Origin of the sequence: Peribacillus sp. Hz7 (assembly GCF_042136355.1) — a bacterium.
Classification (GTDB): Bacteria; Bacillota; Bacilli; order Bacillales; family DSM-1321; genus Peribacillus; species Peribacillus asahii_A.
Map to the genome: position 1 here is coordinate 25,699 of NZ_JBHHJV010000014.1, position 15,544 is coordinate 41,242.

The 15,544-nt window shown below is 38.8% G+C and carries 12 protein-coding genes; 2 read left to right on the forward strand and 10 right to left on the reverse strand.

Features of this window, described 5'->3' with window-relative positions; genetic code table 11:
* Positions 1-129: 129 nt before the first annotated feature.
* From ACE199_RS16715 to nirB (ACE199_RS16745), 7 genes are all read right to left on the reverse strand, one after another.
* Positions 130-1,239 (reverse strand): CaiB/BaiF CoA transferase family protein, encoded by a 1,110-nt coding sequence (locus tag ACE199_RS16715; protein ID WP_375350838.1) that lies wholly within the window; start codon positions 1,237-1,239, stop codon positions 130-132.
* A 274-nt stretch (positions 1,240-1,513) separates the two neighbouring features.
* Positions 1,514-2,566 carry an anthranilate phosphoribosyltransferase gene (locus ACE199_RS16720; RefSeq protein ID WP_375350840.1) on the reverse strand — a complete coding sequence of 351 codons (1,053 nt, stop codon included), beginning with the start codon at positions 2,564-2,566 and terminating at the stop codon, positions 1,514-1,516.
* 47 nt (positions 2,567-2,613) lie between these two features.
* Positions 2,614-3,372 carry a sirohydrochlorin chelatase gene (locus ACE199_RS16725; RefSeq protein ID WP_375350841.1) on the reverse strand — a complete coding sequence of 253 codons (759 nt, stop codon included), beginning with the start codon at positions 3,370-3,372 and terminating at the stop codon, positions 2,614-2,616.
* Positions 3,369-4,154: a uroporphyrinogen-III C-methyltransferase gene (gene cobA, locus ACE199_RS16730; RefSeq protein WP_127758912.1), complete on the reverse strand. Its 786-nt coding sequence runs from the start codon at positions 4,152-4,154 to the stop codon at positions 3,369-3,371. The genes ACE199_RS16725 and cobA overlap by 4 nt, the downstream gene beginning before the upstream one ends.
* A gap of 13 nt (positions 4,155-4,167) precedes the next feature.
* On the reverse strand, positions 4,168-5,016 hold the full coding sequence (locus ACE199_RS16735) for a formate/nitrite transporter family protein (protein WP_375350842.1): 849 nt from the start codon (positions 5,014-5,016) through the stop codon (positions 4,168-4,170).
* Between the two features lie 42 nt (positions 5,017-5,058).
* Entirely contained in the window at positions 5,059-5,382 is a 324-nt protein-coding gene (gene nirD, locus ACE199_RS16740) for a nitrite reductase small subunit NirD (protein ID WP_127758910.1), read from the reverse strand.
* 20 nt (positions 5,383-5,402) lie between these two features.
* On the reverse strand, positions 5,403-7,817 hold the full coding sequence (nirB, locus tag ACE199_RS16745; RefSeq protein WP_375350844.1) for a nitrite reductase large subunit NirB: 2,415 nt from the start codon (positions 7,815-7,817) through the stop codon (positions 5,403-5,405).
* A 340-nt stretch (positions 7,818-8,157) separates the two neighbouring features.
* Between nirB (ACE199_RS16745) and ACE199_RS16750 the strand changes: the two genes are divergently transcribed.
* Complete coding sequence (locus tag ACE199_RS16750; RefSeq protein ID WP_375350845.1) at positions 8,158-8,487, forward strand: MerR family transcriptional regulator; 330 nt, start codon at positions 8,158-8,160, stop codon at positions 8,485-8,487.
* Positions 8,488-8,848: 361 nt separating this feature from the next.
* Positions 8,849-10,048 (forward strand): nitrate/nitrite transporter, encoded by a 1,200-nt coding sequence (locus ACE199_RS16755; RefSeq protein ID WP_375350846.1) that lies wholly within the window; start codon positions 8,849-8,851, stop codon positions 10,046-10,048.
* A gap of 261 nt (positions 10,049-10,309) precedes the next feature.
* Here the strand turns inward: ACE199_RS16755 and ACE199_RS16760 are convergent, their stop codons facing one another.
* The 3 genes from ACE199_RS16760 to nirB (ACE199_RS16770) form a co-directional block, all read right to left on the reverse strand.
* Positions 10,310-10,465: a hypothetical protein gene (locus ACE199_RS16760; RefSeq protein ID WP_375350894.1), complete on the reverse strand. Its 156-nt coding sequence runs from the start codon at positions 10,463-10,465 to the stop codon at positions 10,310-10,312.
* Between the two features lie 296 nt (positions 10,466-10,761).
* Entirely contained in the window at positions 10,762-12,897 is a 2,136-nt protein-coding gene (nasC, locus tag ACE199_RS16765; RefSeq protein ID WP_375350847.1) for an assimilatory nitrate reductase catalytic subunit NasC, read from the reverse strand.
* A gap of 59 nt (positions 12,898-12,956) precedes the next feature.
* Positions 12,957-15,314 carry a nitrite reductase large subunit NirB gene (gene nirB / locus ACE199_RS16770; protein ID WP_375350849.1) on the reverse strand — a complete coding sequence of 786 codons (2,358 nt, stop codon included), beginning with the start codon at positions 15,312-15,314 and terminating at the stop codon, positions 12,957-12,959.
* Between the last annotated feature and the right edge of the window lie 230 nt (positions 15,315-15,544).

The following is a 15,544-nucleotide window of genomic DNA, read 5'->3' on the forward strand; positions in this document are numbered from 1 at the left end:
CGTTTCATTTATTAATGTTTAACTAATCGTTAATCAAATTATATAACATATACAATCTTTTTGCAAGCCCTTTTATAAAAAATGAATAAAAGCCAAGTTCTGCTTTATGCAGTAACCTGGCTCTTATGCTTACGCTTTACTCTTCCACTGTTCTCCTAAAATCTTCTCATTACTTGCTCCTGGACTCAGCCCAGCATATTTATAATTCGGCGTAAAGTTTGAGAATTTAATCGGGCACGCTATCTGCCTTTCATTTCCTCCATGGACATTCGGAACATCGACAAGCATGCCGCGCGCTTTCATATGAGGATGCTCACAAGCTTCTGCAAAGGTTAAAACGGGCTCGACACATGCTTCAATTTCTGTAAAAATATCATTCCACTCGGCAAATGTTTTTGTTAGGAACGCTTCTCGAACGATTTCTTTAAACTCTCGAATTTGTTCCGGTTCCTGACTCATACTCATTTCAAATAGTTCAGGACGCTCGATGCCTTCGCACAATCGTTTCCGAAATACAGGCTCTAAACTGCCAACTGAAACATATCGGCCATCTTTGGTTTCATAAAAATCATAGAACGTGCCACCATTTAACAGCATGTCCTCTGGTTCCAAATCGATTCCATCATTTAAATACGTGGGTGCAGATAATGCATTTAATGTAAAGCTGCAGTCTGTCATACTAATATCAATATATTGACCTTCTCCCGTTTGCTCCCTATATAAAGCAGCCGCTAAAATGCCCGCTACTGCATGCATTGAACCACCTGCGATATCAGCAATTTGGGTGCCATTCTTCGCTGGCCCTTCTTTTTTCGTGCCAGAATAGCTCGATAAACCAGCCATGGACACATAGTTAATATCATGACCTGGGCGATCTTTATAAGGACCTGTTTGTCCAAACCCTGTAATTGAGCAGTAAATTAGACGCGGATTGATTTGTTTCAAAGTTTCATATCCTAGTCCTAAACGCTCCATCACACCTGGTCGAAATTGCTCTAGTATAATATCATATTCTTCCACTAATTTTTTAACTGCTTCAATCGATTCTTGCTTTTTTAAATCTAACGTAATAGACTGCTTAGAACGATTTAAGTATGGATCCATTGCCCACGCTTCTACACCAGAAGGCCTTTCAACCCGAATTACATCAGCTCCCAAATCAGCTAACAGAAGCGTAGCAAATGGCCCCGGCAGCAATGTTGAAAAGTCTAATACTTTTAAATTGGATAATAGTGTCATTACCTTCTCCCTCTCCGAAACATATTCCATATTAAAAACTAGCTTTTATATAGTTTCTATATTTATACAAATTATCCTTTTAAAACCACAAGAATAACTGATAATCCCCTCTAAATCTAGGATATTTTGTAGAAATATAAGGAAATAAGAAACATATTCCCTCATGGGTACTAGTCTCTTTCCAAGAATGAGAAGATGAATGCATTTTTTAATCATGTTAAATACGAATATAAAAAAGTAGCCGGCTCCAAACCTGCTGCTTTTTTATACCCTTTTACTCTAAATGAGATTGTGACACACAAGAGTCCTTCCACTTTTGCAATTGCTTCATTCCCCTTTGAGAACGCAACTGCTCTTTGGCCAGCGCAATTCCCTCTTCAATCGTCGGGGCAGCACCAAAAAGATAATAGCGAATACCTGTATTAAAGAGAACTTGCTTGTAATAATAATTCAATTGTTCCGATGTCTCGCCGCTTAATAAAGCGAGAATAATATCAGCTTGTTCTTTACGAGTCAGCTTTTCCTTCTTTTCTTCCTCAAACAGACCATACTCATCAGGCTTGACAATGAAGGAATCCAACTCATTATTCTTTAATGTATAAATAAAACTGTTGCGATGAACAGGCAAATCTTCAGAACCCTCTACCCCTTGAACAATATAAACATTTTCATAAGGCAGGCTAGCAAAAATCGGGGCAATCTTGACAATCGCTGTTCGATGAAATGCCCCCATCATCAACGATTTTGCATTGGATATATTCAAAAGCTTCTCCACTGTGTTCATTAAAGTACGAACACCCAACTCTTCACGAATGGAGCGCAATTGTGCTAAAGACGGACAAAATCGATCTGCCCAAGCAAATCCAATGTTAGCAGAATCGATGGTTTCAGAAAGAGATTGGACATCTCGATTCGTGTTTACCCCTAGTTCTTCCACAATTTCCTTAATAGACGTTCCATACCTTGGCGGTAATGATTCACTACTATGCAAAAAAGCTGGAAGACCACTTTCAGCTAATAAAATAGAGGCTGGTACTGTCGCTGCAAATAAATTTCTGCCTGTATACGCTCCAGCAAAATCGACTATACGATCACGGATAGACTCTTTTATAGTTAGCTTGTCCGTATTCTCTTGAAAAGTCTGAACAAATGCCAGTAACTCTTCTGGAGACTCCATCTTAATGCGCTCTGCAATAAAATAAGCTGCAATTTGAGCATCTGTTGCTTTTCCTTCTACGATGAAACGCGCAAGCTCTCTCGTTTGTTCATAGGAAAGATCTTTTGCACCACGCTTGCCTCTGGCTACTTCTTTAATCCATTGTTGCAATGTATTTCACCCTCTTAACTTAAACATATTCATCACTCTGTATATAATCAAGCATACTGGGCTAAAACCATTCCTTCCTGTTGTAACGCTTCATTCACTCGGTCTGCCAAAATTTCTCTAAGGTATGGATGGAATCCCAAGTAATCACATAGAGTAATATCCTTATCTGATTGTACCATATCAATTGTTTTTTCTATACCTTTAATTAGCAGACCTGTAAATAGTAAATACGGAATGACTATAATGGAATCTACATCTCGTGCAAGGGTTTCTTCTAACAAATCTTCAAAACGAGGCTTGGCTGCGGCTAAAAAACATGGCGCCACATAAGAGAAGTTAGTTTTATTGTGGAAAAGGTGAATAATTTCTTCAAAATTTCGAATTGTATCTGCATCACTACTTCCGCGTCCTACCAATAGAATTGCTGTATTCTCGTCTATGACGGTTGTCTTTTCTTGAATTCTTTCTAATAAAATATCCACAATTCTTTCATGAACGCCAAAAGGCTTGCCAAAAGAAATTTTCACATGGGGGTGACGAGCTTGTAGAACTTCTAGTTCTTCTGGTATATCCTTTTTAACATGTCCCGCCGCTAATAAAAGAACAGGCATAACCGCTATTTCTGTTGCTCCTTGTTCAATACATCGGGTAAAGCCTTCTTCTATTGTCGGATGAGCCAATTCTAGAAAACTAATTTCTTGAATCGGCACTGACACTAATTGTTGCGTTTTTTGAACAAATTCAATGGCTTGCTGACATCCTTCCTGTACTCGACTGCCATGGCATACATATAAGACCGCCTTCATACGCTTTCCCCTTCTAAAAACCATTTAGATTCCACTAAATTAGCTTCCTTAAACCAAGCAATTTTCTCTCTTACTTTCACTACTTCTCCAATAATAATCATACTCGGATTTTCAATCTTTTTCTCTTTCACAACTTCTACAATCGTACTAAGTGTACCCGTTACCGTACGCTGTTCCGCCTTTGTTCCCCAATGAACTAACGCGATTGGCGTATCAGCGCTCTTTCCATTATTAAGCAATGATTGACAAATATATGATAGATTGCCGACTCCCATATAAACCACGAGAGTATCTACCCCTTTCGCCAACCCTTCCCAATTGATATTGGTAGGCTTTCCTTTCACACCATGACCCGTTATAACCGCAAATGAATTTCCATACTCGCGGTGTGTAACGGGAATTCCCGCATAAGCTGGTGCTGCAATTCCTGATGTAATACCTGGAACAATTTCAAAAGGAATACCATTCTCCACTAACGCCTCGGCCTCTTCAGCCCCTCGACCAAATACAAAAGGGTCACCACCTTTTAAACGGGTGATAACTTTATCTTGTTTTCCGCATTGAACTAATAGAGCATTAATCGCTTCTTGTTTCATCGTATGATTATTCGGAAGTTTACCACAATAAATAAGTGTGGCATCCGGTTTCGCTTCCTCTAATAAACATTTATTAACTAGACGATCATATAAAATAATATCCGCTTCTCGAATACACTTTAATGCTTTAATCGTAATTAAGTCAGGATCTCCAGGACCCGCTCCAACTAAGTATACTTTTCCCATCTGCTGTCCCTCCTTAGCTTACCATTCTCTCTCGCTTGCCTTTATCGTTCTTCACCCGTTCCTTCCCTTTGTTCACTTCTCTGCTTCGGTATGTGACGTATAAAGCAAGTCCAGTAAATAACAAACCACCAACAAGGTTCCCAAGTAACACTGGGATTTGATTCCATATCCACCAATGAGACAGCGTAATATCCGCGCCTAACATCATTCCAGCGGGTATAACGAACATATTGACGACCGCATGTTCAAATCCTTGAGCAAAAAACAGTAAAATAGGCAGCCACATCGCAACGATTTTTCCAAGAGTTGCTTGTGATGTCATGGCCATAACAGCTCCTAACGCCACCATCCAGTTACAAAGAATTCCCTTTACAAAGACAATAAGCAATCCTGCAGTCCCTAACGCTGAATAGCCTAGCGTTTTTGCTTCAGCAACCTGAATAATCTTTTGGGCTACAGCATGGTCCGTCACATGCCCCAAATGAGTAGCGGCAATCACATATAACATCGCATAAAAAGAACCGCCAATAACATGACCAACGATTACCCAGAACCAGTTGGTCAGCATTTCTTGCCACGTTGCCTTCTTTTCTAAAACAGCTAAAGGAATTAAAGCAAAATTCCCTGTAACCAATTCTAGTCCAAGCAGAATAATAATTACAAAACAAGCGGGGAAAAGCAGTGCACCTACAATCCCCATTTGTGTTTGTGTTTCTGCAGTAAAGGCTAGAGTGGTGCCAAAGCCGAGAAGTGCCCCGGCTAACGCCCCTCTTATTACAAGGTCTCGAACGGGAAGCTTTGACTTAGCAGCTCCTGCTTGAACCATATTTTTCACAACTTGTTCTGGCTGTACGTACGTCATCGTGGACTTCCCTCTTTCCTATATTCCTATCTGTCTATATTACTATTTATCTAGAACAATATAAACATCTTCATTTTCTATTTCAACCTTAAATGTATTTACACATCCTCTATCCGGTTTTTGAACTTCCCCATCGCAAACATTGATTTTCCAATCATGCATTGGGCAAAAAACATGCTCTCCGCTTACCATTCCTTCCGCAAGCACGCCCCCTTTATGAGGACAACGATTTTCAATCGCTCGAATTTTACCATTTGCTAAATGAAAGAGCGCAATTTCGTGAGAACCGACACGTACCGTCTTCCCAAGATCTTTTGGTAATTCACTCACTGTTGCAACCTTGATTCGTTGAAGGGTTTTTTCCATAGTCATTTCCTCCTCATTTTTCATTTGACTCCCGCAGGCACTTTCACACTTTGATATAAATCTTTTAAGATTCTATCGCTGTTAAGCGCTTCTTTCCATGGATCTTGTAATACAGATAATGCCTCATTTAACCGTTGGTTTAACTCGATTCGGTTTTGTTTATCTTCAATAACGGCTCTGATAGAATCAAGACCCATTCGCTCTACCCATACAGAAGTTCTTTCTAAATAGACAGCCGTCTCACGGTAGTATTGGAAATAGGCACCTGTTATTTCAATCACTTCATCACTTGTTTTTACTTTACATAATAGATCCGCTGCTCTTAAATGCGTACCGCCGTTTCCTCCCACATAAATTTCCCATGCACCATCTACACCAACAACACCAAGATCTTTAATTCCTGATTCTGCACAGTTACGCGGACAAGCGGAAACAGCCATTTTAAACTTATGCGGTGTGCCTACACGCTCGAATTTCTTTTCTAAAGCAATACCTAAGCCCATAGAATCTTGTGTACCAAAGCGGCAGAAGCTTTCCCCAACGCAAGTTTTCACTGTTCGAAGTGTTTTTCCATAAGCATAACCAGATGGCATATCAAGATCTGCCCAAACCTTTGGAAGGTCTTCCTTCTTCACACCAAACATATCAATTCGCTGTCCACCGGTCACTTTTAATAATGGAACATTGTACTTATCCGCAACATCTGCGATTTTTCGTAATTGATCTGAATTTGTAACGCCTCCATACATTCTTGGTACAACAGAGAATGTACCATCCTTTTGAATATTGGCATGAAGACGCTCATTTACATAGCGAGATTCTCTTTCATCCTTATATTCTAGTGGATTAACCATACCTAAATAATAATTCAAAGCTGGTCTACATTTAGAACACCCTTCACTCGTCGTCCATCCTAGAACACTCATCACTTCACGAGTATGAGTCAAATTCTTTTCGCGAATTTCAGCTATAACGTCATCTCTAGATAATGTTGTACAGCTGCAAATTGGTTCCTTTTGATTTGATTTACTAAATGCATCCCCTAACGTACATTCCAAAAGATCCGCAACTAACGATTTACAGCCCCCGCATGACCTCGAAGCACTCGTACAGCCTTTGACTTGTTCAACACTCGTTAACCCTTGAGACTCGATCGCTTGAACAATATCTCCTTTTGTAACACCATTACATCCACAGATGATTTCCTCATTAGGCATTGTAGCAACAAGACTAGCACCTGCTTCTTCCCCTTTTTCCGCTTCCAAATATTCTGTAACGTCTGCACGTTTATTAATGAAACTTAGTAATTTATTGCCTTCCTTTGTATCGCCGAACAAGACGGCCCCTATTATTTTCCCATCTTGAATAAGGACGTTTTTATATGTTCCCTCCCAATCATTAAAAGATTTAATTGTTTTTGTCTGTTCATTTTCGAAAATTTCCCCCGCCGAAAAGACATCCACACCTGAAACCTTTAATTGTGTAGAAAGCACTGTTCCTTCATATGGATCTCCTTCTATGCCACAAATTCTTTTCGCTAATACCTTCCCTTGTTCATAAAGCGGAGCAACTAATCCATACACTACACCACGATGTTCCGCACATTCGCCCACTGCGTAAACATTCGGGATGTTTGTTTCCATATAATCATTGACGATGATTCCTCGATTAACTGGAATCTCACTATTTATAGCAAGTTGAATATGCGGCTTAATTCCAACCGCCATTACTACTAAGTCAGCTTTAATTTCTTCCCCATCACTAAAACGAAGCCCCTCAACATGTGTGTTACCAATGACTTCTTGCGTATTTTTTCCAAGTAAAAAGTTCATGCCTTGACCTTCTAATTCCTTTTGCAGCAATTTACTAGCTGCTGGATCCAACTGTCTATCCATTAAATAATCAGAAAGATGAACTACGTCAACCTCCATCCCTAAATCCAACAGTCCTCTCGCCGCTTCAAGACCTAACAATCCCCCACCAATTACAGCTGCCTTTTTATATTTATCAGAATATTGCATCATCTTTTCGCAATCTTGAATATCCCGAAAACCAGTCACTCCTTCTTTATCCACTCCCGGAATCGGAAGAATAAAAGGAAGCGACCCTGTAGCCAAAATTAATTGATCATAGTGAACTTCGCGATTTTTATCGGAATAAACAACTTGTTTCGCGGTATCAATATGTGTCACTGTTTCACCCGTATATAATTGAATACCGTTCTCCTCATACCAATTCCAATCATTTAAGGTAATATCATCAATCGTCGTATCACCTTGTAATACTTTTGATAATAGGATTCTATTATAATTCGGATGAGGCTCACTTCCGAAAATGGTTATTTCAAAATGGTTTGGTTGAATTTTCAACATTTCTTCGATACATCGAACTCCGGCCATACCATTCCCGATTAATACGATTTTTTGCTTTGACATGTAAAGTCCCCCAATCAATTTAGGAAATGAATATAGTCCAAATTATAAACAGTTCAGCAAGAATGTTCCACAGTATTGTCAGTAAATCTAACATCATTTTTTAAAGTACTCTCTTTACAGAGTACCTCTTACGTTAAACAAGTTGGTTCCCCACAGAGATTTCTAAATATAAACTCCCTTCTATATAAAATAGGTATTTTTTATGAACAATGTACCAAATTTCTCGTTACGTTATATTTAATGACACAATTACGTAATAATTAGTGTATAATTTATTTAAATCTGAAAAATTGAATAAGTTTGAAGAATTAAATAATTATTCTTTTCGAGGTGAATGAAGATGGATAAAGATATATCCTATAAAGATAAAAAGGTTATTTCTATCGGAGTTATGCGTGAATTAACAGGTTTATCAGAAAGGCAAATTCGGTATTACGAGGAAAGAAAACTTATTTTCCCTGAAAGATCAAGCGGCGGGAACCGTAAGTATTCTTTTTCAGATGTGGAGCTATTAATGGAAATAGCCGATAAAATCGAAGACGGTGTCCAAACATTTGAAATCCGACAAGAAATAGTAAAAGAAAAGAAAAAAGAAGAACAAAAAGCTATTCGCAAGAAAATGTTGCAAGGTCAATTAAACGCACAATTTGGTATTAGAAACTATAAATGAAGGTTCTATCCATATGAAACAAACGATCTCCTTATATATCGACACCAGGATTACCACTATCCATTTTAATTTATTGGAAAATCGAAATTATTCATCCATTTACTTATTCTAGAGTTTCAGCATGTTTCTCCTTGTAACCTAAATAATGAACCTAGTACCTTTACTGGCCTATTTTCATGCAAGGCTCTGATAAATAATAAACATCGCATAAATCGACAATATCCATAAATATAGCCAGTATAAAACGAGCAAGATGTGTACCTTCAAAAAAGATGTTAGATTTCCTTACACAAGTATAGCAGACCCTTATACCAAACTATATACTTGCATTAATCATTATTTGAAAAGGAGAGACTAACACATGAAATTATCCAGTTTAACAAAAAATGGTCACGCACCTTCCTTGCTCGCTTCATTTTTGTATTTCGACATTAGTTTTATGATTTGGGTGTTACTCGGTGCACTCGGTGTGTATATCACCGAAGATTTTAATTTATCTCCCGCTGAAAAGGGAATGATTGTAGCAATTCCTATTCTTGCTGGTTCTTTCTTTCGATTAATACTCGGTGTCTTAACAGATCGGATCGGTCCACGCCAAACAGCAATCGGCGGAATGCTTGTGACTATGGTCCCTCTATCATGGGGATGGTTATTCGGAAACTCGATGTCAGAACTTTACCTTATCGGAATATTACTCGGTGTTGCTGGAGCAAGCTTCTCGGTAGCACTTCCAATGGCAAGCCGCTGGTACCCTCCTCACTTACAAGGATTAGCAATGGGGATTGCTGGGGCAGGGAATAGCGGAACAGTTCTTGCCACATTATTTGGCCCACGCCTAGCAGAACACCTTGGTTGGAACGGAGTAATGGGAATTGCCTTAATTCCACTCACACTCGTTTTAATCACCTATATATTCATTGCGAAGAACCCGCCTACACAACCTGAACCACAACCACTTAAAAATTATTTAACTGTTTTCAAATTAAAAGACACTTGGTATTTCTGTCTTCTCTACAGTGTAACATTTGGTGGATTCGTTGGATTAACTAGCTTTTTAAGCATCTTTTTTGTCGATCAATACGATTTATCAAAAATTCGAGCAGGAGATTTTGTTACATTATGCGTAATCGCCGGTAGCTTTGTCCGTCCGATTGGTGGTTTTATTTCTGATAAAATTGGCGGGGCGAAGCTATTGAACTTCTTATTTATCATTCTTGCTTTATGTATGTTTGGAATCAGCACACTTCCATCTCTTACGATTGTTACGATGTTATTATTTTTAGGCATGATGTGTCTCGGAATGGGAAATGGAGCAGTTTTCCAAATAGTGCCTCAGCGCTTTCAAAAAGAGATTGGCGTTATTACCGGTATTGTCGGGGCAGCAGGAGGCGTAGGCGGATTCTTCATTCCAAATCTACTCGGCTCACTAAAGCAAATCACCGGCACATATGCAACTGGATTCGCTGTTTATGCTTGCATCGGAATCGCAGCTCTTATTCTGTTAACAGTTGCACAAATTTCATGGAAAAAAGCGTTAGCTCTAAAAGAAAAAACGGCTTAATTATCAAGAAAGGTAAAACAAATAAGGTAACTTATGAGGGGTTTGGGTCTTCATAAGTTACCTTATTTCATTCTATTAATTTTTAACTTATCCAACTAGAAAACAAGCAAGTAAGTCAGGATTTTCTCTTATTCGTTCATCCCCTAGACAGCTCTATCCTTTGCAATTTATGGCGGTTTGCTCGGTTCCTTCGTCAGAATAGCGATCTAAATTCCATACGTTACAAATAGCATCTAATAACTCCTCATCTATCGCTTCACTTCAAATTAAACTTTTTAAACCAAATCCATCGGAAGTAAATAAACAAGTATAAAACTGTCCATTTGAAGATAAACAGGCGCGTGTACAGGAAGAACAAAATAACTTAGAGGCAGAGGTAATAAAACCGACCTCAACTTTCGCTGTCTTTATATTAATAACGCTTCACCACTTCTCCAAAGCCCCCACTCTATAGGCTCTAACTCCTATTCTATACTCAGTTGTTCATCCATTTCTTTTTTAGCATCTTTATAACTTACCAGCGTAATCCCACGCTCTTTAAAAATAGTTTTTCTATTATATGTCTAGACTATTATGACATCCCTCATCTCCTACCCACAGGCGGAATAAAGTTCACAAGCCCCATTCATTAATACGCTTCCATAAAAAAAGAAGACTTCGGCTATCAGCCTCCATCTTCTTTCCTCATGGTCCTTTTTCATTCTAGCTTCTATTTACACAACTGGAGCTATCTTTACTGCACTCACTTTAAAGCCTGGCATCCTGCATGTAGGATCTAATTTCTCCGAAACAAGACAATTCACATTTTGCGAATCAGCCCAATGAAATGGTACAAAAACGGTATCAGGCCGAATTGTGTCTGACCATTTACTTCTAACAATAATGCTTCCTTGCTTAGATTCAATCTTCACTAAAGATTGATCTTGAATATCATACTCCCTTGCGGTATTTGGATGGATTTCCATATAAGATTCGAAATTCCTAGCTGAAAGCGAAGAGCTTTTTCTCGTTTGTACACCTGTTAAATAATGAGACATCACCCGTCCTGTTGTTAAGTACAATGGAAATTCCTCAGTTAACTGTTCTTTTGGAACTTGAGGGCTATTTGGTACAGACACCATAGATGCTAAACCGTCAGGATGGGCAAATGATTGTTCAAATAACCGATCTGTTCCTTTATGATCAAGTGTTGGACATGGCCATAAAAGGCCGCCCTCCTTCCTCAAACGCTCATACGTTATTCCATAATAATCTGCTATTCCTCCCCGACTCGCTACTCTTAATTCATCAAAAACTTCCTCAGCAGATGAAAACGAAAAATACTCCCCTTTTCCAAGCACACGGGCAATCTCACAAATAATTTGCCAGTCATGCTTTACTTCTCCCGGAGTCGGCCAGCTTGCTTCTCGCAATGTAACTCGCCCCTCTACATTTGTCATCGTCCCCTCATCTTCTAAATAAGACGAAGTAGGTAAAATTAAATCTGCCAATCTAGCAGTTTCTGAAATAAACATATCTGCTACCACAAGAAACTTTAACTTATTTAATGCTTTTTTCACGAAGTTAGCATTAGGATTGGAAACAATCGGATTTGAACACATTAAAAACATTCCTGTAATCTCACCATCATGAACTTTCTCCATCATTTCATAAGCGGATACACCTTTTCTAGGTATCTCATCTTGATGAATTCCCCATACACTTGCAATATAGGCTCGATGTTCCTCGTTCTCAATCGAACGATATCCTGGAAGTTGGTCTGCTTTTTGACCATGTTCTCTCGCTCCCTGACCATTGCTCTGTCCAGTAATCGCTCCATAGCCGCAGCCCCATTTTCCAAGTTTACCTGTAGCAATTAGAATATTTAAGAAATTACGAACAGCAATAGATCCATCCGTTTGTTGTTCAACCCCTCTTGCTGTAAAAATCATGCCCGTTTCTTTTTTTCCAAACATCGTAGCAGCCTTACGGATGTCAGCTGCAGGAACTCCCGTCAGTTCTGAAATCTCCTCCAAGGTAAAAGAAGAAACATGCTCCTTTACTTCCGTAAAACCTTCGGCTCTTTCTTGAACGAATGTTTCATCCACATAATTTTCATCAATAATCACTTTTAATAAGCCATTGACTAAAGCAGCATCCTTTCCTGGTTTAACCTTCAAGTGTAAGTCTGCTATTTTCGTTGTCGCCGTTTCTCGCGGGTCAATCGCAATAATAAACGCGCCATTTTCTTTCGCTTTTTCAAAGTAAGGCATGATAGTCGGTTGACATTCAGCAATATTTGTCCCCGCTAAAATGATACACTGTACAGATGGAATTTCTGATAAACTGTTCGTTAATCCTCTGTCCAGCCCAAAGGTTTGACTAGCAGCAGAAGCTGCGGCTGACATACATAAGCGCCCATTATAATCAATATATTTGGTCTTTAACGCTACGCGTGCAAACTTCCCTAATAAGTAAGCTTCCTCATTTGTAATCGACGCGCTGCCATATACACTTAGTGCATTCATTCCATCTTCAGACTGAATTTTCGTGAAATTTTCTTTAATATGATTTAACGCTTCCTCCCAAGAAATGCGAGTAAATTCTCCATTTACTTTTAATAAAGGATATTTAATTCGCTCATGATGCAAAGCATGCTGATGAGCATTCATTCCTTTTATGCATAAGCGTCCTTGAGAAGTCGGATTGTCTTTTCCAATAGTCATATACTTTTTTCTTGTGACAATCGTTTGTTCGATAAATTGCATTTTACATTGCATACTACAGTATGGACATTGAGTATCATATAGCTTTTCCGACTGCACTTGTTTTTGTTGATTGCGAAAGTATTTTAATAACATTTCAGTCATAGCGTCTGCTCCTTTTTTACTGATATGATTGCTCTTTCAACTGTAAAATCCATCGCTCCTCAATGACTTCTCATTAAATTGGGTTTACGTTGAGAAATATCAAATTCTAATCGCTGACAGAGTTGATTGCGAAACTCTCTTGCAAACAACACTTCACGTATGTGTATTAAACCAATTCGATCAACCCACTGTCCTATATATTCTAAATAATTAGCCGTTTCACGATAATATTGAACAAAGGCACTAATCATCTCTTGTGCTTCCTCGCTTGTCTCGGCAACATATAATAATTCGCCAACACGCCCATTACGCCCGCTATTTCCACCAACATACATTTCCCATCCTCTATGAATAGGAATAAATCCTATATCTTTTGTTAACGCTTCTTCACCGTTATGCAGGCAAGAAGCGATACTCACCTTCACCTGATTAGGCGTTTTTAGAAATTCTAATCTCTTGTCTACATCAATAGCCAATTGAAAAGCTGGATGTTGATTACATTGACATGTACCTTCGCCTAACTCTACTTTTACATTTTGGACTGCATGTTGATCAATAGAACGTAACGACATATTCAATTCTGCACAGACATACGGCAGCTGCTCCTTCGTTATTCCGGTTAAATGAATTCTTTGTTCACTTGTTACAGCAACGTTTGGTATTTGATACTTCTCTACAATGTCTGCAATTTTTCTTAATTCCTCTGCGGTTGTCATCCCCCCATACATTTGCGGGGTAACAGAGTACGTACCGTCTTGTCGCAAAGTAGCATTCATATGATCTGCTATAAACAGAGCTTCTTGTTTACGCTCATATTCTGGATAAATCATGCCTAAATAATAATGTAATGCGGCACGGCATATAGCACATCCTGCTGAATGCTCCCAATTCAATCCATCGGTTACTTCTTGTATAGATGTAAAATTTCTCTGCTGTATTTCCTGCACCACTTCATCTTCTGTTAATGATGTACAAGCACACATAGTCTTTTGTTCGATCACTTCATCAAAGGAATCACTTTGAATATACGCTAGCAATTCCGCTACTAACGGTTTACAGCCTCCACAAGAACCCGAAGCTTTTGTACATGTTTTCACTTGTTCAACCGTTGTTAATCCTTCCTTTTGAACCGCTTCAATAATCGCTCCTTTTGACACACCATTACATTGACAAATCATATCGCCATGAGCCATGGAAGCAACTTGACTTTCACTTCCTTCAGATGATTGAAACAGAGCGACTTTTTCCATCTCAGATACATCTCTTTGTTCAAGAATCATATCTAGCAGCCTTGGTCCGTCACTTGTATCACCAAACAAGACGGCCCCAATCATTTTATTATCTTGAAGGACAATCTTCTTATATACTCCATCTAGCTCATCAAAAACTGTAATAGATTTCGTCGTTTCACCATCAGTAAATTGACCAACCGAAAATACATCCACACCGGATATTTTTAGCTGTGTAGAGAGTACAGAGCCTTGATATCCTTCACATTGTATACCGCAAATCTGCTTTGCTAGTACTTTACCTTGCTCATAAAGAGGTTTTACAAGACCGTAAACCAGCCCTCGATGTTCCACACACTCACCGACAGCGTAAATATCAGGTATATTCGTCTCTAAATAATCATTGACGACGATTGCACGATTTGTTTCGATTCCACTTTCCTTCGCTAACTGAATATTTGGACGAACACCCACAGCCATCACAACTAAGTTAGCTTCTACTTCCGTTCCATCTTTAAAACGTAAACCTTCTACACGGTCGTTACCAAAAATCTCTTGAGTCTCTTTTTCTAACAGAAAATTCATCCCTTGAGCTTCCAATTCCTTCTTCAGCATATTGGCCGCTGTTGAATCAAGCTGCCTCTCCATTAGATGACTTGCAATATGAACAACACTCACTTCCATCCCAAGGTTCAATAACCCTCTTGCCGCTTCTAACCCTAATAACCCTCCGCCAATTACAACGGCTTTCTTATAGTGCTTCGATCCTTCCATCATTTTTTGACAATCTTCAATTGTACGAAATGTCATAACTCCTTCTTTATCTGCGCCTGGGATAGGGATAAGAAATGGAACAGAACCAGTTCCGATAATAAGCTTGTCATAATCTACTTCTCTTTCTTTATCTGTTTTTATCATTTTTTTCTCTATATCAATCTGTACAACTGTTTCTCCGGTAAACAGCTGAATATGATGCTCTTCATACCAATCGCGGTCGTTTATTGCAATATCTTTAAATGACGTACTGCCCTGTAATACAGTCGACAATAAAATTCGATTATAATTAACATGCGGTTCGCTTCCAAAAACCGTAATATCATAAGTATCGGGGGCATTTTTTATAATTTCTTCAACACAGCGTACGCCCGCCATTCCGTTCCCAATCAACACCAGCTTCTGTTTATGCATTCTAAAACCTCCAGTAAAAAAAGATGATACCAACCAACAGATATTTTTCTTAGCCTACCACAAAATACAATTTTAAAAATTAAATATGTCATGTTTTCTCACACGAAATATATGATAGCTAGCCCTATCATTTTGGCCAAAATAAAATAGCCCAAGTTCTCGATTTAGAACTCAGGCTTAAATGTCACAGTGACTTTTTCGTTTGTGGATAACTTGTGGATATTTTTGTG